Raw genomic sequence first — 25,231 nt, forward strand, 5'->3', positions numbered from 1 at the left:
GATTTTTGTTTGTGGCTATGAAACCTGATGCTCAACCCTTTTCGTGGGTCAACTTCTCAGGCATCAGTCCCTTGGGTGCATAACGCAACACCAGGGTAATCAACAAACCGATGACAAACACCCGTGCCTGCAAGGCCCGGCTGGACAGGTTGGCCGGTGCTTCCCAACCAAACAGGCTGCCCGCCACATCTGCATAAAGGTGCATCACATAAAGCGCCAGCGGCTCGGACATCACCCAGATGATGTAAACCAGCAAGGCACCCAGAATGGTACCCAGATTGTTGCCTGGCCCACCCAGAATCACCATCACCAGCACCAGGAAGGTATGGTTCAATGGCAAATACCCCTGAGCATCAAAAATGCCATTAAAGGTAGTCAGTGCACCTCCACCAATGCCAATCAGAACACAACCAAAAACAAAGACCTCAAGGCGACGTTTGTTAACGTCCTTACCCATCGCCTGGGCTGCTATTTCATTATCACGTATGGCACGGATCATTCGCCCCCAGGGAGCATGATAAGCCCGCTGCAATAGGAAGAAGATAGCCACAATCATCACTGCCGTCACCGCCAGATAAATCGAGCGGGACAACACAAAACCCAATTCAGCCGGTCCCGGAGTGGGCCAGGGCAAGGGGGATACCGTGGCCGTTCCGCGGGTTAACCAGTCTTCATTTTTCAGGAAGGCCTTGATGATTTCAGCAATGCCCAGGGTCGCAATCGCCAGATAATCACTGCGCAACCCCAGGCAGATATGCCCGATGAAATAGCCCACCAGTCCGGCCAGTAAACCACCAACCAACCAACCGATCCAGGCTGGCAGCCCCAGGCCACCGATGAATCCGGCCTGATTTTCAATGGCCGAAGTCACCGGAGCAAACACGGACTTGACCACCATCCAGGTGATCAAAGCCACAATAATGGTCAGAACAGTACGAAGCCGCTTCGACAAGCCGAATCGGTGCAGCTGGGAAACAGCCACCACCAGGAGTACACCGGCAATCAACCAGACAAAAGCCCTGCCCAGTTCACCCGGCAGGTCAGTGGACCAGAAAGCATCATTAACGGGCACACTGAACAACATGGCACAAAAACCACCCAGTGCCACAAAACCCATGACACCGGCATTAAACTGACCGCCATAACCCCACTGAATGGTTAATCCCAGAGCAATAATGGCATAACAGCTGGCTTCCACCAGCATGCGCACCCCATAAGCACTGCCCTGACTGATCAGCACCAGCAGCACGGCCAGAAACACCAGACCAGCCACCACCAGCTCACGCAATGGAAAGTTTTCCGGAAATTTGTTGAGAATGTTCGCCAGCATCAGATCACCTTCCCTTTAAAGATACCGGTCGGGCGCCATACCAGCACCACCACCAGAATGAAGAAGGGCACCACAATCTTGTATTCGGTGCCGACCAGTGCCAGGGTGCGTGGAATTTCCACCCACTCAGGGAACCAGTGGCGAATCGGGCGCAGCAGCACCGCCCAGTTGAATACCGACAGGGTTTCAGCAAAACCGACCAGAAAACCACCGGCAATGGCACCGTAAGGATGACCCACGCCACCCACAATGGCAGCAGCAAAAATGGGCAGCAGCAGGTGGAAACTCAGATCAGGCGTCAGACTCACATCCATGGACAGGAAGGTGCCGGCAGCAGCAGCCAGGCAGCCAGCCAGAATCCAGGTCACCATCACCACCTTGTCAGTGTTGATGCCGGAAACCCTGGCCAGATCCGGGTTATCCGACATGGCGCGCATGGCTTTACCGGTCCGGGTACGATGCATGAACAGATGCAGACCGATCACCGCCACCAGGGTAAACAGGATCAGGGTAATCTGAGGCTCGGTAATCACGATCGGGCGGCTGGCCAGCTCAAACGGCAGCTCCAGCCGATAAATACCCTTGCTTTCCCCCACATACATGCTGCGTGAGCCGGTGCCGGCAAACAGGCGAATCAAGCCCTGCAGCATCAAGGTCACACCAAGCGAAGCGATGACAATAACAATGGGCTTCACGCCGTGTTCGCGCATCGGCTTGTAAAAGGTACGATCGATGCCGATTGCCAGAAAGGCCGTCATCGCCATGCCCAGTGGCAACATCAGCAGCGGGGTCGGAATCCCCAACAAGGCACCACTGCCTGGAAACAGGCTGGTGAACATCAGCACCATCAGGGCACCAAAGGTCATCAGATCAGCGTGGGCAAAGTGTGCAAAACGCATGATGCTGAACACCAGGGTGATACCAATGGCACCAATGGCGTAAATGGAACCCGCCACGGTGCCGGAAATCACCACATTATTGATGAAAAAAACCAGTTCGTTCAAAGTCGTCTCTCCCCAGTTCAGGGTCTGTTGATCAACCGCCCAGAAAGCTTTTGGCTACATCCGGATCGTTCAGCAGTTTTTCACCGGTATCGGTGAAGAGGTTCTGGCCTGATGCCAGCACAAACCCTTTGGTGGCAATAGCCAGTGCCTGCTTGGCATTCTGCTCCACCATCAGGATGCCGACACCCGCCTTGTTGATCTCCACAATGCGATCAAAAATTTCCTGCATATAAAGAGGAGACAAGCCAGCCGTGGGTTCATCCAGCAGCAACAGCGTAGGCTCGGTCATCAATGCACGCCCCATCGCCACCATCTGGCGTTGACCGCCGGACAACTCGCCTGAAGGCTGTTTGCGCTTTTGTTTGAGATCGGGAAAGAAGGAGTAGATTTTTTCCAGCATGCGGGCGGTGGTGCGGGGTTTGATGTAGGCACCCATTTCGAGATTTTCTTCCACCGTCATGCTGGGAAAAATATTCTTTTCCTGGGGAATAAAACCCATGCCCAGATGCACCAACTCATTAGGCTGCCGATTACGAATCGATTCACCTCTGAGCAGGATGTCGCCATCAGTGACCTGCACCAAGCCAAAAATGGCTTTCAGCATGGTGGATTTACCGGCCCCGTTAGGCCCCACAATGACACCGATGTCTTCCTTGTCGATGGCCATGTCCACGCCCTTGAGGATATTCATCCCGCCGTAGCCGCCCTGGACCTGGGTTGCGTTCAGTAATGACATAATGTTGTTTCTCCAGCTTCCTACAGGGCGTTGCCAAAATAGGCTTCAACCACTTCCGGGTTATTGCGGACCTGCTCGATGGTACCCTGCATCATCACCTGCCCTTGAGCCAGCACAATCACGGGATCACATAAACGGGCAATCATGTCCATATCGTGCTCAATCACCAGGAAGGTATAACCCAGCTCACGATTGAGGCGCTCAATATTGCTGACCAGATCACCCAGCAGGGTACGGTTCACACCAGCGGCCACCTCATCCAGCAGCACCACCCGAGCATCAGTCATCATGGTACGACCCAGCTCCAGCAGCTTTTTCTGGCCACCAGACAGGTTACCTGCCAGCTCATTCTTTACGTGGGAAAGGTTGATGAAATCCAGCACTTCCAGCGCCTTGCGACGCACCTCTGCATCCTGCTCACGCACCAACGAGGGTTTCAGCCAGGTGCTGAACAGGTTTTCACCTTCCTGATCCGGTGGCACCATCATCAGATTTTCCAGCGCGGTCATATGAGAAAACTCATGGGCAATCTGGAAGGTACGCAGCAGTCCTTTATGGAACAGCTGATCAGGTGTGTCATGGGTGATGTCTTCACCATCCATCAGGATCTGTCCTGAGTCCTCTGGCAGGGTGCCAGCGATGATGTTGAACAGGGTACTTTTGCCTGCGCCATTGGGGCCGATCATGCCCGTGATGGAGCCTTTGGCAACCTCGATGGAGCAGTTGTTGATCACCTGCAAACCACCAAAGGCCTTACTCACATTCTTAACTTCTATGATTGGATTCATCCGTCCCCCTGCAACAGACTGCAAGCTTGTGGCCCGCAGGATGCATTAAACAAAGGTCGCATTCTATCGATATCAATAGCCCATTCACAACCACTTGGACAGGAAGCTACAGGCAATAAGCAGAAAATCAAAGCAATAACGTGACAATTCGACTTATATGCAGTGATTTAAACTGGCAGAATTGGCAAAGAAACTATTTACCGCTTTTTTTGATTTTGTGATTTGACCCTTATTGTGCAGTGCACTATAGTGAAATTGCTTGTTGCAGTGCAGCAAAACTGCAACCACCCCAAGCCAGTCTTTCCATTTTTATGATTCAGAGAGGCAACACTATGTTTGACAAAATGTTTTCTGACATGCAGTCCATGATGAAGCCCTATCAGGAAAGCTTCAACGGCAAGCAGTTCAAGCCTGTTGCCAACCTCATGCTGATCCAGGCCAAAACCCTGGAGAAAATGGGTAGCGAACAAACCCGCTTTTACACCGAGTGTGTTGAAGCTGTCAGCAAGCAGTTCGAAGCCATGGGCAAAAACGACCCGGCAGCACTGCAAGAAGCCCAGTTCAACTTTGCCCAGGACATGCAGGACCGTGTCAGTCGCCTGTTCAAAACCAGCATGGATATCCTGGCGGAAGCACGTGAAAGTGCCAATGGCGAAATTGAGTCCATCAAGGCTCAAGCCACTGCACCGGTAGCCAAAACCAAGGCAGCCTGAAATAGCCAGGGGAGTAGTCTACCCAGACTCTAGAGTGGCCAGGTTTCAGAGTACCCAGGTTTCAACAGCCCGTACCTCAGCAAACTCCCTCTGCCTGAAACGAGCTGTTTTTCCGACCCGGCCGGATGGCCGGGTTTTTTTATTACTGTGGATCTTTTGTTTCGTCTGCCTCACCCGGTGCCGACTTGGCAAAACTGCCACCCGACAGGGTTTTCCACAACAGCAGATTCTGCTCCGCCACCTTGCGCATCACTTCCATTGGGTTGGCGGCTTGCATTGGACTGCCTTTCATCACCTGCTGCATCTGCTCACGCAGCAGCTTTTGTTGCTCCATAAAAGTGCTGATACTCTGTTCCAGGTAACCACTCATGGAGTTCTGCATGCTGTCTCCGTAAAAACGGATCAATTGCTGCAGGACCTTGTTACTGAACATGGGCCCGCCTTTTTCTTCTCCACCACGATTTTCCTGCTCAGTGATGATTTGCAGCAAAATATTACGGGTCAGGTCTTCTCCGGTCTTGGAGTCTTCAACACGAAACTCTTCACGATCAACGATCAGCTGACGGATATCCTCCAGCGTGACATAACGACTCTCCGATGTGTCATAGAGGCGCCGATTGGCATATTTACGGATCACTCTCAAAGCAGACTCCTCCTGAAGACTCACGAATACCGGTAAACCGGAGATTTTTTGACTTATTCTAGCAGGCCTTCCAGCCTGACAACCTTTTCATGCTGTTTACTTCTTGTCATCTTCTTGTGTTTCGCTAGACTAAAGTAAAACACTCGGAGCGCAAAATGTTTATCAAAATCCGCAAGAGCAATGCCATTTATTTTAAAACCAATGACACCCCCAAAGGACGTCTGGTTAACCTCAGCAGCCATCTTTACCTGAATCTGCATCAAATCACAGAGCTATCGCATTACACCCTGAAGTCGCCACTGGAAAAACAGAGCGTTGATGGCAAACCGCTGACACTTCCTGCAGAAACCAAGGTGGTTCACCTGATGCTGGCTCCCACCTTTGCTTCTTATCCCGACAGCAAGGACAGCGAACGCCGGATTCATGAGCGCCGTTTTTATACCCTGCATTATCTGCCAGAAAGCCTTGATGAGTATCTGGCAATACGCCAGGCCCTGAATGGTTTTATTCTGAACAACGACTGATCAGCGAGGGCAAAGACTCCGATCCGGCGGCTCAACACAGATGCTGTAATAATCGTTGTTCCGCCCCGTTGTGCTGCGTCGTACACCCGAGTGTTCAGCAAGTCGCGACTCACTTCCCAGCGTGACCCAGTAGCCTGGCTCCAGCTCCAGCTCACTGCCAACTCCAGAGGTGGCAAAACCGGGCTGGCGTGCTGCTGAGGCACGCTGATCTGGCTGTATCTGCTGGGTGGAAAAACGCAGCAGCACCCGATCACCACGTGATGCAGCATCCACCCAGATACCACCTTGCAACCACTGATAACCCTCATGCTGCCGGCTGCGCCCTGCTGGTGCTGGCACCCAGAAACCACGATCCAGGCGAGCAGAAGCATCTTCACGCACCATCAACTGCACCGCTTGCTGGCGTGCTGTTGAAAAACGGCGCACTCCTGCCAACTGATCCGCTTCAAGATCCAGCGGCCCCTGCACAAAGTGCACACGCCAGGTGCGACGCTGCTGATCCATCACACCAGCCAAGGCTTGCATGCTATCCACCAGATCATGAGGACCACTGATCAGCAGGCGCTGCCCCTGCTGGCTAAGTGCCACACTCTCTGGCAAATGCGGTTGCAGCAAGGCCTTCATTTCTTCAGCCGAGACATAACGTAGTTCCACCACACGCCACTGCAATCCGGCAGCCAAGGTAAACTGCATCAACCCCGTTATCAGCAACAGTGACAAACACAACAACAAACGTTTCATTAACCGCTTTCCTCTGCTGGCAACAACAAGTCAGTGCCTAAAGGGATTCTGATTCACTCAGGATCAGCATACACTTGCCCAACCAACCAGATCAATTTAGTGGCAAATACCAGGTAAACCTCTGTTACATCCAGAAACCGCTGCCTCTATCGCTGCATCCATGCAAAAGCGACACAATAATCCCCGAACCCCTTCATCCAGCCAAACACAAGCAATTGAAGTGCAAGCGAATTAATATCACCGGGATGCATGCCATCCACTTTTTCTGTCACATACAGGCCACTCACTAGCCTGCTGTGGGCTGACAGCCAGGCAGGCTAGTGTTAAATTCACTTGCAATTTAACTCAGCGCTGTTACAGCCTCGATGGTTTTACATGTAGAAGTTAACCGACAGCTGGCACTAGAATGGGGCATACTTCATGATGTGCCTTTTGCTCTTCATTCTCGGACCAACAGGTTAAAGCTGGAAATCATATAGGGAACACCATGTCACAGCCGATGACTCTAACGACAACAAGAACACCTGTTACTGCCTCACCAGGTATGCGACGTAATCGCTATCCATTAATGAGCCTTGAGTTTCCAGTGCATTTTGCCCTGCCAGACGGCAACTTCAGCACTTATGCTCTGGAGCTGTCGCATGAGGAAGTCCGGGTTGCCTGTGATTCATCAGATATTCCACTACTGGTTCCCAGAACGGCACACCATCGCCCTGATGAAAAAATCATTCATCAAGCACTGCTGGTATTAAACGAGCGTACACCACTGGAAGCTCACCTGCAGGTTCTCACATGCAGACGTTTCTCTCAGAAAACCTTTCATGTTGCCTTTCGTATTCTTGATCTTGATGAGCAAGGCCAGAGTCAGCTGGAAAAATGCTTGCAACGTGCACTGCAAACCAATACCAGTCGTGCCAGCCTGTTCGGCTGACACCCAAGAATGAATCTGCTACTCCTTGCTGCAAGTGAGCTTAATGATCAAGGTCAGGTGACACTGACTGATCGTAGACATCAACACTTAAGAGATGTCCATCAGCTTCGTGCAGGCAGCCGCCTGCAAGCAGGTGTACTGAATGGTTATTGTGGTGAAGCGCTGGTGCTTGAACACAGCGCCGACTTCACACGCATTGAACTGCAAGCCCTGGATACCCCGCCACCCGCTCCGCTGCCGATGACCCTGCTGCTGGCACTCCCTCGTCCGCGCATGCTGGCGAGAAGCCTGGAGCACCTCACCACCCTGGGTGTAAAAAAACTGGTATTGATGCAAACAGCCAGAGTAGAAAAAAGTTACTGGCAATCACCTGAGTTAAAACCAGAAAAGATTCACCAACACCTGTTACTGGGCCTGGAACAAGCAAAAGACACCCTGCTTCCCGAAGTGATTTTTCAGCCTCGCTTTAAACCCTTTGTTGAAGATCAGCTACCCGAACTGAGTCACAACAGCCTGAAACTGCTGGCCCACCCCGGCGACTACCCCTTCTGCCCGCGTGGACTGAGTGAACAGGTCACCCTGGCGATTGGCCCCGAGGGTGGCTTTGTCGACTTTGAAGTTGATCTGTTACAGCAGCAAGGTTTTCAGCCCGTTCAACTGGGTGAACGCATCCTTCGCGTGGAGACGGCTGTTACCGCCCTGCTTGCTCGCCTGTTCTGACAGCCCATCTTTTAAAGCTTCAGGCAGGATCTTACAGCTGCATGGCCAGATAACCCCACAAGCCCAGCAGGCACAATAAAACCAGAAAGGTCAGCTGAAAACGCAGGCGACTGTACCAGTTGGGCCAGCCACAACCTCGATCGGCCAGCCAGACCAGAATAAAACTCAGCACCAACAAAGGCAGGGCAAACACAGCCGGCATCAAAAGTGCCAGCCAGGCAGCCAGTGCCGGAATCACACTCCAGACCATTCGTCCAGCCTGCCCCATGCTTAACCCGGAACCCCAGTGGATGCCCGTCATAAAGGACAGGATCACTGCCGCATAACCTATCAATGCTGCCAAGGCTTGATCTGCAAAAGGCTCTGGCAGTGAACCCGTCAACAACGCCAAAGCATAAAAGGGCAGCACACCCAGATAACCCAATAAATAAGCAGTGGAGCGCAACTTGACGCGAGACTCCCCTTGAAAGGCAGCAGTGTTCAGTGGCATATCTGTTCCTCTTCTGATTGGACGGATCCCTGAATTAACCAAATCACTCCAGCAATATAGCTACGCGGCAAAATGTATCAGTCAAAACCTTACGCAAGAGTAGATTTTTTTTCGTGCAAAGGGTATATCCTTACGTTCGTTTTTTGAGTTCTTTTGCTTCCCACCATCCTGACTGACCAACTGGAGCCAAACCTACCATGGGCCTGTTCTGGATCCCGCTGTTGCCCCTGCTCGGCACAGTGGTGCCCCTGCTGTCATCCCGTTTTGGACGCAGCTTCCTTGCGCTTTTTACAGCCATTCCGCCCTTGCTGGCGTTGTTGTTGCTATTGCAACTGGCACCGAGTGTATTCAACGGCGAAGTCATCTACCAGAGCTTCGACTGGATTCCGCTGGCCGGACTCAGCCTGACTTTCAGGCTGGATGGTCTTGCTCTGCTGTTTGCCCTGCTGATTTTAGGCATCGGTCTGCTGGTCATTTTATATGCCCGTTATTACCTGTCCGCCAAGGACAACATGGGGCTGTTTTATGCCTATCTGATCCTGTTCATGACGGCCATGCTGGGCATTGTGCTGTCCGGCAACCTGATCCAGCTATGGTTGTTCTGGGAGCTGACCAGCATCAGCTCCTTCCTGTTGATCAGCTTCTGGAGCCACAAATCTGAAGCCCGCAAGGGTGCCCGCATGGCGCTGACCATCACCGGTGCTGGTGGACTGGCATTACTGGCTGGCCTGCTGTTGGTGGGCAAGATTGTCGGTAGCTTTGATCTGAGTGTGGTACTGGCCAGCGGTGATCTGCTGCGCCAGCATGCAGCCTACCCAGTAGTGCTGGTGCTGGTGCTGTTGGGTGCTTTCACCAAATCAGCCCAGTTCCCATTCCATTTCTGGCTGCCCCATGCCATGGCTGCACCAACACCGGTCAGCGCCTACCTGCACTCCGCCACCATGGTGAAGGCGGGGATTTTCCTGATGGCGCGTTTTTATCCGGTACTGGCAGGCACCGAGCTGTGGTTCCTGATTGTCAGCATGACAGGCCTGATCACCCTGCTGCTGGGTGCTTATGTCGCCCTGTTCAAACATGACCTGAAAGGACTACTGGCTTACTCCACCATCAGCCACCTGGGTCTGATCACCCTGCTGCTGGGTATGAACACTCAGCTGTCTACCGTGGCAGCAGTGTTCCACATCATCAACCACGCCATCTTCAAGGCCTCACTGTTTATGGCGGCCGGCATCATCGACCATGAATCGGGCACCCGCGACATGCGCCGCCTGAATGGCCTGTGGAAATACATGCCTCACACCGCCACCCTGGCGATGGTGGCTGCGGCTTCGATGGCTGGTGTACCCCTGTTGAACGGTTTCCTCTCCAAGGAAATGTTCTTTGCTGAAACCCTGGATCAGGTCACTCTGGGCTCCCTGTCCTGGATGGTGCCAGTACTGGCAACCCTGGGGGCTGTTTTTTCGGTCGCCTATTCAGCACGTTTTATCCATGACGTGTTTTTTAATGGTGAACCGGTGGATCTACCCAAAACACCTCATGAACCGCCACGTTACATGAAGGTGCCGGTGGAAATTCTGGTAGCCCTGTGCCTACTGCTGGGTATTTTCCCCGGCGTGATTGTTGGTCCCCTGCTGGCATTGGCGTCTACATCGGTGCTGGGTGGTGAGCTGCCTTATTACAGCCTGTCGATCTGGCACGGTTTTAACCTGCCACTGCTGATGAGCTTCCTGGCCATGCTGGGTGGTTTGATTATTTACCACAATCGCCGTCACCTATTCCGCTTCCAGTCCCAATTCCCGGAGCCGGATGCCAAACTGATCTTTGAATGGCTGGTACAGCGCCTGGTGCGCCTCTGCTCAGCAATCATCGACAAGCTGGAAAACGGCTCGCTGCAACGTTATGTGTTCCTGCTGTTGCTGGCAGCGCTGGTGCTGATGGCCGGCCCGATGATTGACCTGAATGCCACACTTGGCCATCAATCCAGCATGCCAGTGGATACGGTTTCACTGATTGGTGCACTGCTGCTGGCTGCTGGTGCCATTGCCACGGTGATTCTGAACCGGCGACGCCTGGTATCCCTGCTGACCCTGTCAGTGGTGGGCTTGATTGTGTCGCTGGCTTTTGCCCGCTTCTCCGCACCAGATCTGGCACTGACCCAGTTGTCAGTGGAAGTGGTCACCATGATCCTGCTGTTGCTGGCACTGTTTTTCCTGCCACAATCCACACCCAAGGAGTCCAATCCTCGGCGCCTGGTACGCGACCTGAGTCTGGCGGGTCTGATTGGTGGTGTGATCGGTACCATCAACTACGCCATGATCACTCGCCCGCTGGACAGCATTTCCGGTTTCTTTCTGGAAAACAGCAAAACCGGTGGCGGTGGCACCAATGTGGTGAACGTGATTCTGGTGGATTTCCGCGGCATGGATACCTTTGGTGAGGTAGCGGTACTGGGAATTGCCGCCCTGGGTATCTTCAAGCTGATCGTGCACATGCGCCTTTACATGCCGAGCACCGATGGCAATGGCCTGCCCTGGTCACCGGATCGCCACCCGATGATGCTGGCGATTGTGTCGCAGAGCCTGTTACCGCTGGCACTGCTGGTGTCGGTCTACATCTTCCTGCGCGGTCACAACCAGCCGGGCGGTGGTTTTATTGCCGGTCTGATCACTTCAGTAGCCATTATCCAGCAGTACATTGCTCACGGTGTGGACTGGATCAAGGAACGACTGCGCATCAACTATCAATGGATGGTTGCCAGTGGCCTGTTGATTGCCGGACTGACCGGTATCGGTAGCTGGTTCTTCGGGCGTCCATTCCTGACGTCCTGGTTTGATTATTTCAGTCTGCCCTGGGTTGGCAAGTTTGAGCTGGCCAGTGCCATGGTGTTTGATCTGGGCGTTTATCTGACCGTGGTGGGTGCGACCCTGTTGATCCTTGCCAACCTTGGCAAGCTGACCACCAGTCATAGCCCGGCAGCAAAGGAGAATAACTGATGGAAGGCCTTTATGCTTTCAGTGTTGGCTTGCTGACCGCTTGCGGGGTATTCCTGACCCTGCGCGGTCGCAGCTTCCCGGTAGTAGTAGGTATCACCCTGCTATCCTACGCCGTCAACCTGTTCCTGTTTTCCAGCGGCCGCCTGAAAATGGATGGTGCTGCCGTGCTGGGTGCTTCAGAAAGTTATGCCGATCCGCTACCCCAGGCACTGGTGCTGACTGCCATTGTTATCGGTTTTGCCATGACTGCTTTTGTACTGATTCTGGCCATGCGTTCCCGCGCTGATCTGGGCAATGATCATGTCGACGGTCGCCTGCCTCCGCCGCCGAAGGACCAGAAAAAATGCTGACGCAACATCTACCCATTCTGCCCATCATCTTCCCGATGCTGATGGGTGCATTATTACTGCTACCCCCGCTGGGTACCAACCTGCAACGGCAACGCATCACCGCATTGATATCCGGTGTACTACTGGTGGCATTGGCAATCTGGTTGCTGCAAGTCAGCCACCTGGAAGGCACTCAACTTTATTTCCTTGGTGACTGGAAGCCCCCGTTTGGCATCCTGTTTGTGGCTGACCGGGTCTCCGCCTTGCTGGTGCTGCTAACCGCTGTGCTGGCACTCGGTGCCATGCTTTATGCCACCGGTGGTGAAGACCGTGTCGGCATGCATTTTTATCCGCTGTTCATGTTCCAGATCACCGGTATTAATGGTGCATTCCTGACCGGTGACCTGTTCAACCTGTTTGTATTCTTTGAAGTGCTGCTGATTGCCTCCTACTCGCTGCTGATTCATGGTGGCGGCAAACACCGCACCCAGGCTGGCATGCATTATGTGATTCTGAACCTGGTCGGTTCAGCACTCTTCCTGTTTGCACTGGGCATCATCTACGGCACGCTGGGCACACTCAACATGGCCGACATGGCGGTGCGAGTGCACGGCCTGGAAGAGGACCAACTGGCATTAACCAAGGCTGGAGGCCTGTTGTTGCTGCTGGTGTTTTCACTGAAAGCCGCCCTGCTACCCTTGCACTTCTGGTTACCGCGTACCTATTCAGCAGCCAGCGCACCGGTGGCGGCACTGTTTGCCATCATGACCAAGGTCGGTATCTACAGCATTTACCGGGTTCATACGCTGGCATTCGGACCTGAAGCCGGTGATGTTGCCAGTCTGGCGCAACCCTGGTTGTGGCCCTTTGCCTTGCTGACACTGGCGATTGGCACGATTGGCGTGTTGGCCAGCCACAGCCTGAGGGTGCTGGCTGCCAACCTGGTGATCATTTCTGTTGGTACCTTACTGGTTGCTGCAGCACTGGAAAGTACCGAAGCCATGACTGCAGCGCTTTATTACCTGGTTCATTCCACACTGATTTCCGGTGCCCTGTTCCTGCTGGCGGATGCCATCGGCAAACAGCGTGGCAAACCCGGTGATCGCCTGGTTCGAGGCAGGCAGTTAAAACAGCCGGTATTGCTGGGTAGTGCCTTTTTCCTGGCCGCCTTGATCGCCGTGGGCATGCCGCCCTTCTCAGGTTTTGTGGGCAAGCTGATGCTGCTGCAAGCTGCTGACACCCCGGCAACCGCCAGCTGGATCTGGCCTGCTATCCTGATCAGCGGACTGGCATCCATTGTGGCCTTGTCTCGTGCTGGAACTACCCTGTTCTGGCGTGTCAGTGGTGATGATCCAGCTGCTGTCACTGCTCCGGTATTACAGATGTCGGGTGTCTGGTTGCTGCTGCTTTGCTCGCCGTTGCTGGTGGCTTTTGGTGGCCCTGTCACTGAATTCATGGCACTGGCTGCGGAACAACTGTTTGACGTGCAACAGTTTGTTGATCTGATACTGGTTTCAGGAGCCGAATGATGGAAGCCAATCCCCGTTTTCGTTTTCTGCCCATGCCCACCCATAGCCTGTTGCTGTTTGTGGTGTGGTTACTGCTGAACAACTCGGCAGCGCCGGGACATCTGGTACTGGGCGCCTTTCTGGCCATCAGCATCCCGCTGCTGGTAGCACGCCTGCAATTGCCACAGCCGTCAGCACGCAAACCGCTGCTGGCCATCCGTCATTTCCTGCTGGTACTGGGTGACATCATCACTGCCAACGTGGAAGTGGCACTGCTGGTAGTCGGGCCATTAAAACGCATGCGGCCCGGCTTTGTGGCGGTACCACTGGACATTGAAAAGGAGCTGCCCATCACCCTGTTGGCCAGCACCGTATCCCTGACGCCAGGCACCGTCAGCTGCGACATCTCAGAAGATCGACGCTGGCTTTATGTTCATGCACTGAACCTGACCGATGAGCAGGCTCTGATTGATACCATCAAACAACGTTATGAAGCCCCGCTGAAGGAGATATTCGGATGCTGAAAATCGCACTTCTGCTGGTCAGCGGCATGGTCTGTGTGGCATTGGTCCTGAACCTGTGGCGGTTGATCCAGGGCCCGGACATCGCCGATCGTATCCTTGCCCTGGACACCATGTACATCAACAGCATTGCGCTGATCATCATTTTTGGCATGTACATGGGTTCACCACTTTATTTTGAAGCGGCCCTGCTGATTGCCATGCTGGGATTTGTCAGCACTGCCGCGCTGTGCAAATACCTGTTGCGCGGCGACATCATTGAATAGGAGTCAAACATGAACTGGGTTGAAATCCTGCTGGGCTTTTTTGTGCTGCTGGGTGGCGTGTTTATGCTGGTTGGTTCCATCGGTTTGGCGCGCCTGCCAGACTTCTACATGCGCTTGCATGCTCCAACCAAGGCCACCACTCTGGGTGTTGGTGCACTGCTGATTGCATCCATGATGTTTTTTACCATCCAGGATGGTGCTTTCAGCATCCATGAAATCCTGGTCACCATTTTCCTGTTCATCACTGCACCGGTCAGTGCTCACATGATGGCCAAATCTGCTGTCCATGTGAAAACCCGTATCGCCAAAGACACTCAGGGACTGGCTGTACGTGATGCGGCAGAAAAGCGTAACAATCCACTGCTCTGATCACCTGCGCTAACCCCTAAAGCTACAACGGGCACCCAGAGTGCCCGTTGCTGCATCCATTCACAACCAGCCCCTCCTGCGGAAATACAACAGCATGCCACCCGCAATGCTGGCCATCAATCCGAGTGCAAAGGGATAACCCAGCATCCAGTTGAGTTCAGGCATGTTCCAGATACTGATCTCAGGATTAAAGTTCATACCATAAATGCCTGCCACAAAAGTCAGTGGAATGAAGATGGTGGCAATGATGGTCAGCAACTTCATGACTTCGTTCATGCGGCTGCTCAGGGAAGACATGTAGATATCGTAAAGACTGAACAGAATTTCACGCTGGTTTTCAATACTGTCAATCACCTGCACCAAATGATCATACACATCCCGCAGATAAAGTTTGACATCACTGGTGATCAAGGGGGAGTCGTCACGGATCAGGCTGTTGATACCATCCCGTAATGACCAGACTGATTTGCGGAAGTACACCAGATCACGGCGCAACGCGTGGATGGATTGGAGATCCTCAGGCCTGGGTTGCTCCAGCACCTGCTCCTCCAGCTGCTCCAGGGTTTCACTGACCAGATCCAGAGCACTGAAATAATGATCCACCAGATTATCCAGCAAGGCATAAGCCAGATAGTCCACCGAATGACGGCGCATGCGGGTGTTCTTCATGCCCAGCCTTCGAATCACCGGGTCAAACAAGGTGTCATCACTTTCCTGAAAAGTCAGTACATAATTGCTGCCCAGCACCAAGCTGACCTGCTCACTTTTCAGCTTCGGTCGACCGTCAGCAGCAGGCTCCGCACGAATCATGCGCAGCACCACAAAGATCACTTCACCATAGGGTTCAACCTTCGGGCGTTGACTGATGCTGAGAATATCCTCCTGAATCAGCGGGTGGAGTTCAAAGTAGTCCATCACCTGCTGCAACCGCTCAACATCGTGCAGACCACGCACCTGAATCCAGGTTTTGGTGCTACTGCCCAGATAAGGAGCTGAAGCGTCAATCTGGTCAATCGCTAATGACTGACAACGCTCAGTATCATAATCGTGAACAGTCATCAGCATCTGATCCAGTTGCTGTTGACCGGTATGCAACAAGGTGCCTGGTGCCTGACCGGGCTTTTTACGGCGTACCCGGCGGTTTGAGTGGCCCAGCAACCCGGTAAGCCCTTGCAAGGAATGACGAGCCTGTCGCCTGAGCGTCATCACGAACTACCCCATTTCAGAAACTGCTGTTTTTCCTGCGCTTGGGTTTGATGCGGGGTTTGATATCCAGATTACGTCGGTACTGATCCAGCTCCTCTGCAGTTTCCAGCCCGCTCACCAACCGGTGAGTTTCCGGGTCATAACTGGATTTCAGTTCATCTTTGACGCTGCCTTCCCATAACGGCACACCCACAAAATAACCGGCGCGCCCGATAGCATGTGCAGCAATGGGTGCAGTGATCAGAATGAATAAAATCACCGCAATCGCCTTGGTCACCACCACCGCTTCAGTGAAAAACAAAGCCGCCGCCGCCATCACCAGAATGGCACCCAGGGCACCCGCCTTGGTGCTGGCGTGCATGCGGGTTGGCAGGTCGGGTAAACGCAGAATGCCAAGTGCCGCCAGCAGCATAAAAAAACCACTGGATAACATCAGCAGCATGATCAGCCATTCAGTCATGACGAGGACCTCCGCGCTCAAGGAAACGGGCAAAACCAATGGCAGCCAGAAAGGCGGTCAACGCCATCACAATCGCCACATCAATAAAACTGCTGGAGTTGGTATAAATGGCATGCACACCAATCATACCCACCATGATTGAAGCCATCAGCTCCAGCGCCACCACCCGGTCCGGAAGGGTCGGTCCCTTGACCAGGCGAATAAATACCACCACCAGTGCCAGGCTCATCATGATCAAAGTGATATAAGCTGCCAGACTCATCGTAGTATCTCCAGTGCACGGCGCTCCATTTCCTTCAATTCAGCCCGTAACTCTTCTTCATTTTCCATGAACATGGCATGAATGAACAATACACGTCTGTCATCAGACACATCCAGACTCAGAGTGCCGGGTGTGAGTGAAATCAGGTTGGCCACCAGAGTGATTTCCATGTCAGTGCGGGCTTCCAGTGGCAGGGCAATCACACCCGGCTTCATGTACCAGATGGGGGTCACCACATCAAAAGCCACCTTGAAGTTGGCACGGACCAGCTCCTTGAAAAAGAAAAATACAAAACGGACCAGATTGGGCAGACGCCGGGAATAACCATTCAGGATACCGATGTGACGCTGCAGGATCGACAGGGAGGCATAACCCAGCAGGAAGCCCACCAGGAAGTTGTAACCATTAAAAGTACCGGTCAGCACTACCCAGATCAACGCCAGCAATAGATTCCACATGAAGGCAATCATTCTGCACCTCCGCTCACACTTGTACCCAGCACTGCTTCAATATAGCCGGACGGGTTCATCAATTGTGCAGCCGAAGCCTCGGCCAGCTCATAAACCGGTTGTCCATAAAGACCAATCAACAGGGTGCAAGCGGCCAGCAGCACTATCGGCAGGTACATCCAGACCAACTGAGGATCTTTTTCACGGCCGGTCAGACGTTCTGTCGAAACCCCCTCAGGTACAGCCTTCCAGAAGGCCTCTGCCCAGATTTTGATCATTGAATAAAGGGTCAGCAGGCCGACCAGTAATGCCACGCCGGTCACCACCCAGGCCTCAGCTTCAATACCGGCACGAATGATGATGAACTTGGCAAAAAAGCCGGACAGGGGCGGTAAACCAGCCAGTGACAGGGCCGGAATCAGGAAAAGGATCGCCAGGAAGGGACGCTCCTTGTACAGGCCACCGAGTTTTTTCAGATCATAAGAACCCAGCAGGCGATGCGCTACACCACTGACCAGGAACAGGTTGGTTTTCACGATGATGTGGTGGGTGATATAAAACACCCCACCGATCAGTGCCAGTGGCGTGAACAGCGCCAACCCCATCAACATGTAGCCGATCTGGCTGATGATGTGAAATGACAGGATGCGACGGAATTCAAACTGAGCTGCGGCACCCAGTACACCGGTCAACATGGTGAAGGCTGCCCCCCAGAGCAACAACTGGTGGGTGAACTCAGGGGTATGGTTAAAGATCAGTGTGAATACCCGGAACAGGGCATAAACCCCCACCTTGGTCAGCAGGCCGGCAAACAGTGCCGACACCGCCACCGGTGGGGTGTGATAAGACGCAGGCAGCCAGAAAAACAGTGGGAAGGCACCGGCCTTGATGCCAAAAGCCACCATGAACATCACCGCAATCACATCCACCATGCCGGTGTGTTCAGCCTGTGCCAGCTTCACAGCAATATCAGCCATGTTCAGCGTGCCCACCAGGCCATAAAGCAGGCCGATGGCACTGAGGAAAATAGCTGATGACAAGAGGTTCAGGGTCACATACTTGATGGCACCTTCCATCTGCGAGCGTTCTCCGCCCAGAATCAGCAGGGCAAAGGAAGCCACCAACATCACTTCAAACCAGACATAAAGATTGAAGATATCACCGGTCAGGAACGAACCAGCCACCCCGGCCAGCAACAGGTGCAACAGCGGGAAATAACCAAAGCGCTCGTAACTTTCAGAGGTGGTTGCCAGTGAGTAAATCGCCACTGCCACCGCCATCATGCCAGTCAACAGCACCATGATGGCACTCAGCAGATCAGCCACCAGTGTGATACCAAAGGGCGCCTGCCAACTGCCCATATGCATCACAATATGGCCTTCTTCACGCACCGCCAGCAGCAGCATCACACTGACCACCAGCAGTGCCAGCGTACCAACAAGACCAATCAGCCGCTGTACCAGGCTGCTGCGCCAGGCCAATAGCGATAAAGCACCACACAAAAGGGGAATGAAAATCGGCAATGCCACCAGGGTCATGTGTCGGTTTCCTTCATCTGATCCAGATCATCTGCTTTCACCACTTCATAAGCACGGTGAATCAGCACCACGGCAAACGCCAGTACACCAAAGGCAATTACAATTGCCGTCAGGATCAACGCCTGCGGCAAGGGATCAGCCACCAGACCTTCCGGCGCCATGGCACCCTCAGGAATCAGTGGCGGCGCACCACGCGTCATGCCTGCCGAGGCAAAAATCAGCAGGTTGGCAGCGTTAGACAGGAGCATCAGGCCGATCACCAGTTTGACGATACTGCGCCTGAGCATCATATAGATGGCAGCGGCATACAAGAGGCCCACTGCCAGGGCCATTATGGGTTCCATGATTTCACCTCAGACTTGTTCAGATTCGGCCAGTGCCACCACAAAGGTCATCACCGTACCGATCACCGCCAGATAAACACCGATATCAAAAATCAGCGGTGTGGACAGTTTGAACTCCACCCCACCAGGCAGAGGTATCGGCCACCATTGAGCGGTCAGGAAGGGCTGTCCCTGCAGCAAGGCAGGGAAAGCTGAAATCACTCCAAACAGCAGCCCCCAGCCAATCAGGGTGCGTGGATCAATCCGCATCAGGTCACGCGTCAGCTCAGAGCCAAAGGCAAACAGATAAAGAGAAAAGGCACCTGCCGCCACCAGCCCGGCAATAAAACCACCACCGGGTTCATCATGCCCCCGTAACAGCAGGAAGACCGAGAACATCAGTTGCAGCGGCATCAGGAAACGCGCTGCGGCATAAAGGATCAGCGTTCCAGGTTTCATCATGATGTGCGACCCTCATCAACAGCAGACGGATCTTTTTTGGATTGGTCATCAGCCACATCGTCTTCACGACGCGGCAGAATCAAGCTGCCAGCGCGCAGGTTGGAACCCGGTTCAGTGCCTGGGTGCAACTTCAGCATGGCATAAACACCCATCGCGGCCAGGGCCAGCACAAAAATCTCGCCCAGCGTATCCAGCGCACGGAAGTCGACCAGAATCACGTTAACGATGTTGCGGCCATAAGCCAGCGGCTGGCTCTGTTCCACCATGTATTCGGAGATACTGGGGAATACCTGCACATCAATGGTTTTCATGATCAGCAGCGTCATCAGACCGCCGGTCAACAAGGCCACCACCGCATCACGGAAACGCTGACGTGGGGTCGACAGGCTGACAAAAGCCGGCAAGCGGAACAGCACCAACACCAATAGAATCACCGTCAGCGTTTCTACCAGCACCTGAGTGATTCCCAGGTCGGGCGCACTGAACAACACAAAAATCAACGCCACACTAAAGCCCACCGCCCCCATGGATGCCACTGCACCCAGGCGTGATGCGGTAGCACAGGCAACACCGGCAGCAGCAACCAACAACCCAACCACCACCAACTCATGCAGGCGCACATCCAGATCCCAATTCCAATGCACCTGATAACGCCACAACAGCGTATAACCGACCAGTAGCACAAAGGTCATCAGGATTACACTCAGGTAATTGCGCATGGAACCATTCTGCAGTACCCGCGTCTGCCAGGCGGCAATCCATACCAAACCATCCATGATCTTGAAATAACCCGCTTCCGGGCCACGGGCAATCATCGGATCAAGTACACTCAAACGCTGACGGAAGCCATCCCAGCGCCAGAAAATCAGCGCACCTACCAATAGACTGGCCAGAGACATTAACAACGGCGCATTGATACCGTGCCAGAGGTAGAGGTGTACCTGTATAGGTTGACCAGCCACACTGGAGGCTGCCGCCTGCACCAGCAGATCACCAGCCAGACCAGGCCAGACACCAAACACCAGTGACAGAGCTGCCAACACCACCGGCCCCGCCAGCATCGGCCAGGCAGCTTCATGAGGCTTGTGAGGCGTTTCCTTCAAGGCACCATAAAAGGGTTTCAGTGCAATGATGGCAGCCACCGCAATCACCAGCATCGCCGAAGCCAGCGCCAGGGTTACTGTGTAGGCCAGCAGGGTAGAACCGCCCAGCACGGCCTCAAACAGTAACTCCTTGGCCACAAAACCAAACAGCGGCGGCAAACCAGCCAGCGACAGGCCTGCTACCAGCGCAGCGGCAGCTGTCACCGGCATGGCCTTGCGCAATCCACCCATGCGCGTGACATCCTTGGTGCCGGTGGAATGATCCAGCGCACCGGCCACCATAAACAAGGCACCCTTATACAGTGAATGCCCCAACAGGAAAGCTGCAAAGGCAATCATCGCTGTTTCAGTGCCGATCCCCAGCAACAGCGTCAGGGTGCCCAGGGCCATCACGGTTGAATAGGCCAGCAGTTTTTTCACTCCGGTGCTGCGAATGGCCAGGAAGGCACCCACAAACATGGTGGTGGCGCCAAACAGTGGTAACAGCAGCTGCCAGATTTCCGTACCACCCATGGCCGGATGCAAACGTGCCAGCAGGTAGACACCGGCTTTTACCATGGTGGCTGAATGCAGGTAAGAACTGACCGGGGTCGGCGCTGCCATGGCATTCGGCAGCCAGAAATGGAAGGGGAACTGAGCTGACTTGGTGAATGCACCGCCCAGCAGACACAAAAGCGCCGCCAGATACAACGGGTGCTCGGACAGGCCATCCTGTACCAGGATTTCCTGCAGGGAATAGCTGCCACTCATCTGCGCCAGCATCACCATGCCAGCCAGCAGAGCCAGACCACCACCCACAGTAACAAACAGGCCCTGCAAGGCTGCTTTACGTGCATCAGCATCCTGATGGTTAAAACCGATCAACAGGTAAGACGTGATACTGGTCAGCTCCCAGAATACAAACAGGGTGATCAGGCTGTCAGACAGCACCAACCCCAGCATGGAAGCCATGAAAGCCAGCAACACCACATAAAAGCGAGTCAGATCAGGGTGCCCCGCCAAGTAAGCACTGGCATAAAGAAACACAAAAGTGCCAATCACCGTGATCAGCAAGGCAAACAGCAGTGACAGGCCATCCAACACAAAGGTCAGGGAAATATCCAGACCTGGGATCCAGGCCCACTCATGTACCAGTGTCTGGCCCGCCATCACCTCCGGCAGAAAACCGGCAAACCATACCGCCAAGGCGGCAGGCAACAGGGCAACGAGCCAGCCAAGCCGTCGATCAGCGATACTACTCAACAAGGGGACCAGGGCTGCCAACAGGAAGCCCGATAACACAGCAAGCTGCATGGGTTCAGATTTCCTTATGAGAATCAACAAGGGTCAAATCAGACTAATACAGTCAGTTTTGACCGACAAGAAAAACCGGAAGAGGCACCGGTGAGCACCCAGCACTAGGATTAAATAAGAAGGAAAAAGATTCAGGGTGCGACAAAACGCCACACCCCTGGGTCAAAATCACCAACCCTGACTGTGTTGCAACACCAGTTCAACCATCATTTGAATGTGCTCAGGCCGATCATTTAAAGCCGGCACATAGCTGAAATCCGAACCGCCGGCCTGCTCAAAAATCTCACGATTTTCGCCTTCAATTTCCTCCAGCGTTTCCAGACAATCGGCACTGAATCCCGGACAGATCACCGACAAACCTCGCAACTTTTCTGAACCAAGCTGTTCCAGGGTTGCATCGGTATAAGGCTGCAGCCAGGGTTCTTTACCAAAGCGTGATTGGTAGGTCAGCAGCCACTGATCCGACCGCAAACCCAGCTCATCAGCCAACGCCTTGGCAGTCGCTTCACAGTGTCGAGGGTAGGGGTCTCCCTGGCGCGCATAACGCTCTGGAATGCCGTGAAAAGACATCACCAGCTTAGCCGCTTCCTGCCCCTGCTGATGCCATGCCTGACGCACAGATTGAGCCAAGGCACGAATATAGGCAGGGTGCTGATGGTAATCACGGATAAAGCGCAATTCCGGCCAGTGAGGGCAGCGTTTCAAGCTGGCTGCCAGACGATCAAAAGCGGCAGCCGTGGTGGTCGCAGAAAACTGCGGATAAAGGGGCAATACCAATAGTCGCTCAACCCCCAGGCGACGCAGTTCACGCCCGGCATCCTCCATCGAGGGTGATCCATAGGTCATCGCCAGCAGCACTGGAATGGTTTCACCCAGCTCATCCTGTAAACGTGCCTGCAAGGCTTGCTGTTGCTGCCTGCTAATCGCCAGCAGCGGTGAGCCTTGCTCAGTCCAGACCTGCTGATAATTGTGAGCCACGCGCCCGGGGCGGGTACGCAGAATGATGCCATGAAGGATCATCCACCAGAGTGGACGCGGCACATCGACTACACGACGATCCCAGAGAAATTCTGCAAGATACTTTCTGACAGCTGCCGGTGTTGGTGCATCGGGCGTACCCAGATTCACCAGCATAACGGCAAAGGGAGGTTTTTTTTGCGACACTTTTTTTTGCGACACGACGAACCCTCAAGAGCCAGCAAAATGGTTATCACCATCTTACCAGACCCGGAGGCTTATGTATAACTCTTGTATAGGGATATGGCTACCACCCACATCAAGCACTTAGAGACAAAGCGGCAGACTGTAGCCATTCAACTGCAGTTGCGCGGCATCGCGACCGATGACTTCATCGTTGGCAACATGATGCAGCAACACGGCACGGTCGATACCATGACGCTTGAGCTCACCAGTGGCCTCATCAAGGCTACGAAAAACCCTGGGCTGGCCGCGCCATCCTTTTAACAGATCCAGCTCCTGCTCCTGACGGATCTGAATCAGATAAAAACGGCTTCCGGCATGGCTAATGATGCGGATTTCGGTGTTCGGGTGCTCACTGAGCAGTCTTTTCAGTTCTTTGATTTGCATGATTTCACTCCTTGCAAGTTAATCTGGATTCCTGATTCGATTAGTCGGCAGCAAACAGGAAAAGTTCAACCAGCTGTGCAGACTTTCAGCAATCAGCAGTTGCCAGTCTGGTGCAAGGGAGTGACAAAAAGGTGACATCTGGCGTCCCCGACAGGATTCGAACCTGTGACCTTCCCCTTAGGAGGGGGACGCTCTATCCAGCTGAGCTACGGAGACTTGCGAAAGGGGCCGGGATTATAACCCCCGAACTCAGCGCAGGTCCAGACGACGGGCTTCTCGCTGCAGGAAAATGACAAAACGGTCTATTTCAGCCTGGGTACGCCCATCCACATTGATAAAACGAAAACCACAGGTGGTACGCTCCTTACTTTCCTGGTAAACCGCATGCCTCGCTTCAACAGCCAGGGTGACCACCTTTTCAAACTCGGGCAGATTAATGCTCAACTCTTCAAAAATTTCCAGTGACTTGAAAGGGGGAGTTACCAGGTGATCAAACTCCAGCTTGCAACCGGTACTGGAGATATCCAGCAGACTGGCAGGTATCGGTTTGCCCCGCTCATAAGCCAGCAAGGTGACTGGTACATGCATGCTGCGCATGACATGCGCCCTGAAGGCATCACGTTTCTGATTGTGCATCAGGGTTTTCGGAAAAGGCACTTTGTAAACCGCGCCATCTTCCTCATCCAGCAGCTTCTCAATCTTGCAATGGCTGAAAAAGATGGAGATACCCTGCTCGGCACCCCGCACTGAAAAAATCTCACCGGCAACCGCACGCTTATGGCCACTGGGGGGATTCAACTCATCCAGATAAAAAACCTGCTGCTCGCGATCAACCGCCAGGATCATGCTGACATAACTCTGATCATTGTCGCGAAAATGCACCGTAACAGGGGCATTATGACGCTGCAAAGAACTCAGAATGCTGGCAATTTCTGCCGGGCGACTGATGATGTGCTCACTGTCCATGCTTTTTGCCATAACTGCTTGCCCACCTCAGGCTTTACCGAGATTTCTTGGAATATTCAAATCGCCAGCCCCGCCAGCCGGGTTATAAACCCTGACCTTGCCTTGAGAAACCTTCATGGCATTCAACAACATATCAAAGTGCTGAACTGCACGATTAATCAATCGCCCATTTTTCAGGTTTTCTTCCTTGACCAGCTCCAGCAATTCAACCAGTTGATTCCATCCCTTGCGCAAAGCAACGGCCGCCGCAGGAGGCAAGCCATCAAAGAATGCATCCATACCGTCCATATCTGGTGTCAGTTGTTGTTCAACGAGAAAAGCACAGCGCTCATCCACATCCTGCTGAATCCGCTCCAGCAACTGGTTTTTGGCAGCGGTGATGGCTTCCACGGCGCCAGAGTCGGATTGAGGCTGCTGCAACAGCTCACGCTCCTGCTCGAGCAATTTCAGCAACTGCTGAAGATTACCAATGGCCTTGAGCAGTAAGTCCTTGAATATCTGCGCTGCAGGTCTGGACACTCTTGCGTCTCCGTCAGGTTGTACTGGCTGCAGTGTAGCGGAACACCGCCCCATAAAAAAGAACCTGCCGGGCGCTATGCCGGGCAGGTTCTTTTAATTTTGCAAAAGCCTCAGATCACTCAGCTTAGAGTCTGGACTCAAGATTCATCAGATTTGCAGCCAGCTTGCGATAGTCAACCTGATAGCTGCCATCTGCAATCTGTTTTTTCAGCGCTTCAACACGAGCAGAATCAAAAGAGGCTTCTTCATCACTCTTCAGAAGGTGCTGTGCCTCTGCACTCAGCTGCACACGATCAGCACCGGGGGGAGCTGCTTCAGCACCCTGAGCGCCGCCGCTGCTGCGCGATGCAGACTGATCGCTCCCCTTGACGCGCAAGCCAGGGTTGCTGCTAATTCCATTGAGTTCGATAGCCATAAGGGTATCCCGTATAATCAGATCAAATTGCTCTTACCAGAG

30 protein-coding genes and 1 tRNA gene are annotated in these 25,231 nt (G+C 53.6%); 10 read left to right on the forward strand and 21 right to left on the reverse strand.

Features of this window, described 5'->3' with window-relative positions; all coding sequences use genetic code 11:
• Positions 1–31 precede the first annotated feature (31 nt).
• Genes BT114_RS13235 through BT114_RS13250 form a run of 4 tightly spaced genes read right to left on the reverse strand, consistent with a single transcriptional unit; the run spans position 32 to position 3,858 of the window.
• Entirely contained in the window at positions 32–1,330 is a 1,299-nt protein-coding gene (locus tag BT114_RS13235; protein WP_072326974.1) for a branched-chain amino acid ABC transporter permease, read from the reverse strand.
• Entirely contained in the window at positions 1,330–2,334 is a 1,005-nt protein-coding gene (locus BT114_RS13240) for a branched-chain amino acid ABC transporter permease (RefSeq protein ID WP_072326975.1), read from the reverse strand. Before BT114_RS13240 ends, BT114_RS13235 begins: the two co-directional genes overlap by 1 nt.
• Before the next feature lie 31 nt (positions 2,335–2,365).
• The gene (locus tag BT114_RS13245; protein ID WP_072326976.1) at positions 2,366–3,070 is read right to left on the reverse strand and encodes an ABC transporter ATP-binding protein; all 705 of its coding nucleotides are present in this window, start codon (positions 3,068–3,070) and stop codon (positions 2,366–2,368) included.
• A 20-nt stretch (positions 3,071–3,090) separates the two neighbouring features.
• Complete coding sequence (locus BT114_RS13250) at positions 3,091–3,858, reverse strand: ABC transporter ATP-binding protein (RefSeq protein WP_072326977.1); 768 nt, start codon at positions 3,856–3,858, stop codon at positions 3,091–3,093.
• Between the two features lie 332 nt (positions 3,859–4,190).
• Between BT114_RS13250 and BT114_RS13255 the strand changes: the two genes are divergently transcribed.
• Entirely contained in the window at positions 4,191–4,571 is a 381-nt protein-coding gene (locus BT114_RS13255; protein ID WP_072326978.1) for a phasin family protein, read from the forward strand.
• Between the two features lie 142 nt (positions 4,572–4,713).
• Here the strand turns inward: BT114_RS13255 and phaR are convergent, their stop codons facing one another.
• Positions 4,714–5,214, reverse strand: coding sequence for a polyhydroxyalkanoate synthesis repressor PhaR (phaR, locus tag BT114_RS13260; protein ID WP_072326979.1), 501 nt, complete (start codon positions 5,212–5,214; stop codon positions 4,714–4,716).
• A gap of 155 nt (positions 5,215–5,369) precedes the next feature.
• Between phaR and BT114_RS13265 the strand changes: the two genes are divergently transcribed.
• Entirely contained in the window at positions 5,370–5,738 is a 369-nt protein-coding gene (locus BT114_RS13265; RefSeq protein ID WP_072326980.1) for a hypothetical protein, read from the forward strand.
• Here the strand turns inward: BT114_RS13265 and BT114_RS13270 are convergent, their stop codons facing one another.
• On the reverse strand, positions 5,739–6,479 hold the full coding sequence (locus BT114_RS13270) for a hypothetical protein (RefSeq protein ID WP_072326981.1): 741 nt from the start codon (positions 6,477–6,479) through the stop codon (positions 5,739–5,741). It abuts the gene before it with no gap.
• Between the two features lie 487 nt (positions 6,480–6,966).
• On the opposite strand from BT114_RS13270, the gene BT114_RS13275 reads away from it, so the two are divergent.
• Positions 6,967–7,410 carry a hypothetical protein gene (locus tag BT114_RS13275; protein WP_143142843.1) on the forward strand — a complete coding sequence of 148 codons (444 nt, stop codon included), beginning with the start codon at positions 6,967–6,969 and terminating at the stop codon, positions 7,408–7,410.
• Between the two features lie 9 nt (positions 7,411–7,419).
• Positions 7,420–8,130: a 16S rRNA (uracil(1498)-N(3))-methyltransferase gene (locus BT114_RS13280; protein WP_072326983.1), complete on the forward strand. Its 711-nt coding sequence runs from the start codon at positions 7,420–7,422 to the stop codon at positions 8,128–8,130.
• Between the two features lie 31 nt (positions 8,131–8,161).
• Here BT114_RS13280 and BT114_RS13285 read toward each other — a convergent pair whose 3' ends face one another.
• Positions 8,162–8,620 carry a DUF3429 domain-containing protein gene (locus tag BT114_RS13285; RefSeq protein WP_084662261.1) on the reverse strand — a complete coding sequence of 153 codons (459 nt, stop codon included), beginning with the start codon at positions 8,618–8,620 and terminating at the stop codon, positions 8,162–8,164.
• 197 nt (positions 8,621–8,817) lie between these two features.
• Between BT114_RS13285 and BT114_RS13290 the strand changes: the two genes are divergently transcribed.
• Genes BT114_RS13290 through BT114_RS13315 form a run of 6 tightly spaced genes read left to right on the forward strand, consistent with a single transcriptional unit; the run spans position 8,818 to position 14,606 of the window.
• Positions 8,818–11,613: a monovalent cation/H+ antiporter subunit A gene (locus BT114_RS13290; RefSeq protein WP_072326984.1), complete on the forward strand. Its 2,796-nt coding sequence runs from the start codon at positions 8,818–8,820 to the stop codon at positions 11,611–11,613.
• Positions 11,613–11,963 carry a Na+/H+ antiporter subunit C gene (locus BT114_RS13295; RefSeq protein ID WP_072326985.1) on the forward strand — a complete coding sequence of 117 codons (351 nt, stop codon included), beginning with the start codon at positions 11,613–11,615 and terminating at the stop codon, positions 11,961–11,963. Before BT114_RS13290 ends, BT114_RS13295 begins: the two co-directional genes overlap by 1 nt.
• The gene (locus BT114_RS13300) at positions 11,957–13,471 is read left to right on the forward strand and encodes a monovalent cation/H+ antiporter subunit D (RefSeq protein ID WP_072326986.1); all 1,515 of its coding nucleotides are present in this window, start codon (positions 11,957–11,959) and stop codon (positions 13,469–13,471) included. Before BT114_RS13295 ends, BT114_RS13300 begins: the two co-directional genes overlap by 7 nt.
• Entirely contained in the window at positions 13,471–13,974 is a 504-nt protein-coding gene (locus tag BT114_RS13305) for a Na+/H+ antiporter subunit E (RefSeq protein WP_072326987.1), read from the forward strand. The genes BT114_RS13300 and BT114_RS13305 overlap by 1 nt, the downstream gene beginning before the upstream one ends.
• Positions 13,968–14,237, forward strand: a complete 270-nt coding sequence (locus BT114_RS13310; RefSeq protein WP_072326988.1) for a K+/H+ antiporter subunit F — start codon at positions 13,968–13,970, stop codon at positions 14,235–14,237. The genes BT114_RS13305 and BT114_RS13310 overlap by 7 nt, the downstream gene beginning before the upstream one ends.
• 9 nt (positions 14,238–14,246) lie before the next feature.
• Positions 14,247–14,606: a Na+/H+ antiporter subunit G gene (locus tag BT114_RS13315; protein WP_072326989.1), complete on the forward strand. Its 360-nt coding sequence runs from the start codon at positions 14,247–14,249 to the stop codon at positions 14,604–14,606.
• 60 nt (positions 14,607–14,666) lie between these two features.
• On the opposite strand, the gene corA is transcribed toward BT114_RS13315, so the two are convergent.
• The 14 genes from corA to flgM all read right to left on the reverse strand — a co-directional run bounded on the left by corA (position 14,667) and on the right by flgM (position 25,189).
• Positions 14,667–15,812 (reverse strand): magnesium/cobalt transporter CorA, encoded by a 1,146-nt coding sequence (gene corA, locus BT114_RS13320; protein ID WP_084662263.1) that lies wholly within the window; start codon positions 15,810–15,812, stop codon positions 14,667–14,669.
• A gap of 16 nt (positions 15,813–15,828) precedes the next feature.
• A complete protein-coding gene (mnhG, locus tag BT114_RS13325) occupies positions 15,829–16,272 on the reverse strand; it encodes a monovalent cation/H(+) antiporter subunit G (protein WP_072326990.1) in 444 nt (147 codons plus the stop codon).
• Positions 16,265–16,534 (reverse strand): cation:proton antiporter, encoded by a 270-nt coding sequence (locus BT114_RS13330; protein WP_072326991.1) that lies wholly within the window; start codon positions 16,532–16,534, stop codon positions 16,265–16,267. The genes mnhG and BT114_RS13330 overlap by 8 nt, the downstream gene beginning before the upstream one ends.
• Complete coding sequence (locus tag BT114_RS13335; RefSeq protein ID WP_072326992.1) at positions 16,531–17,004, reverse strand: Na+/H+ antiporter subunit E; 474 nt, start codon at positions 17,002–17,004, stop codon at positions 16,531–16,533. Before BT114_RS13335 ends, BT114_RS13330 begins: the two co-directional genes overlap by 4 nt.
• The gene (locus BT114_RS13340) at positions 17,001–18,521 is read right to left on the reverse strand and encodes a Na+/H+ antiporter subunit D (protein WP_072326993.1); all 1,521 of its coding nucleotides are present in this window, start codon (positions 18,519–18,521) and stop codon (positions 17,001–17,003) included. The genes BT114_RS13335 and BT114_RS13340 overlap by 4 nt, the downstream gene beginning before the upstream one ends.
• On the reverse strand, positions 18,518–18,865 hold the full coding sequence (locus tag BT114_RS13345; protein ID WP_072326994.1) for a Na+/H+ antiporter subunit C: 348 nt from the start codon (positions 18,863–18,865) through the stop codon (positions 18,518–18,520). The genes BT114_RS13340 and BT114_RS13345 overlap by 4 nt, the downstream gene beginning before the upstream one ends.
• Before the next feature lie 9 nt (positions 18,866–18,874).
• Positions 18,875–19,306: a Na+/H+ antiporter subunit B gene (locus BT114_RS13350; protein WP_072326995.1), complete on the reverse strand. Its 432-nt coding sequence runs from the start codon at positions 19,304–19,306 to the stop codon at positions 18,875–18,877.
• Complete coding sequence (locus tag BT114_RS13355; RefSeq protein WP_072326996.1) at positions 19,303–21,702, reverse strand: putative monovalent cation/H+ antiporter subunit A; 2,400 nt, start codon at positions 21,700–21,702, stop codon at positions 19,303–19,305. The genes BT114_RS13350 and BT114_RS13355 overlap by 4 nt, the downstream gene beginning before the upstream one ends.
• Positions 21,703–21,870: 168 nt before the next feature.
• Positions 21,871–22,881, reverse strand: a complete 1,011-nt coding sequence (gene hemH, locus BT114_RS13360; RefSeq protein ID WP_281249045.1) for a ferrochelatase — start codon at positions 22,879–22,881, stop codon at positions 21,871–21,873.
• A 105-nt stretch (positions 22,882–22,986) separates the two neighbouring features.
• Entirely contained in the window at positions 22,987–23,289 is a 303-nt protein-coding gene (locus tag BT114_RS13365; RefSeq protein WP_072326997.1) for a DUF6482 family protein, read from the reverse strand.
• A gap of 139 nt (positions 23,290–23,428) precedes the next feature.
• Positions 23,429–23,505: transfer RNA gene (locus tag BT114_RS13370), tRNA-Arg, on the reverse strand.
• 33 nt (positions 23,506–23,538) lie between these two features.
• Positions 23,539–24,267 (reverse strand): flagellar brake protein, encoded by a 729-nt coding sequence (locus BT114_RS13375; RefSeq protein ID WP_072326998.1) that lies wholly within the window; start codon positions 24,265–24,267, stop codon positions 23,539–23,541.
• A gap of 15 nt (positions 24,268–24,282) precedes the next feature.
• Positions 24,283–24,774 carry a flagella synthesis protein FlgN gene (locus BT114_RS13380; protein WP_072326999.1) on the reverse strand — a complete coding sequence of 164 codons (492 nt, stop codon included), beginning with the start codon at positions 24,772–24,774 and terminating at the stop codon, positions 24,283–24,285.
• Between the two features lie 124 nt (positions 24,775–24,898).
• Positions 24,899–25,189 carry a flagellar biosynthesis anti-sigma factor FlgM gene (flgM, locus tag BT114_RS13385; protein WP_084662266.1) on the reverse strand — a complete coding sequence of 97 codons (291 nt, stop codon included), beginning with the start codon at positions 25,187–25,189 and terminating at the stop codon, positions 24,899–24,901.
• Between the last annotated feature and the right edge of the window lie 42 nt (positions 25,190–25,231).

Source organism: Marinospirillum alkaliphilum DSM 21637, from assembly GCF_900119735.1.
Taxonomy (GTDB): Bacteria; Pseudomonadota; Gammaproteobacteria; order Pseudomonadales; family Halomonadaceae; genus Marinospirillum; species Marinospirillum alkaliphilum.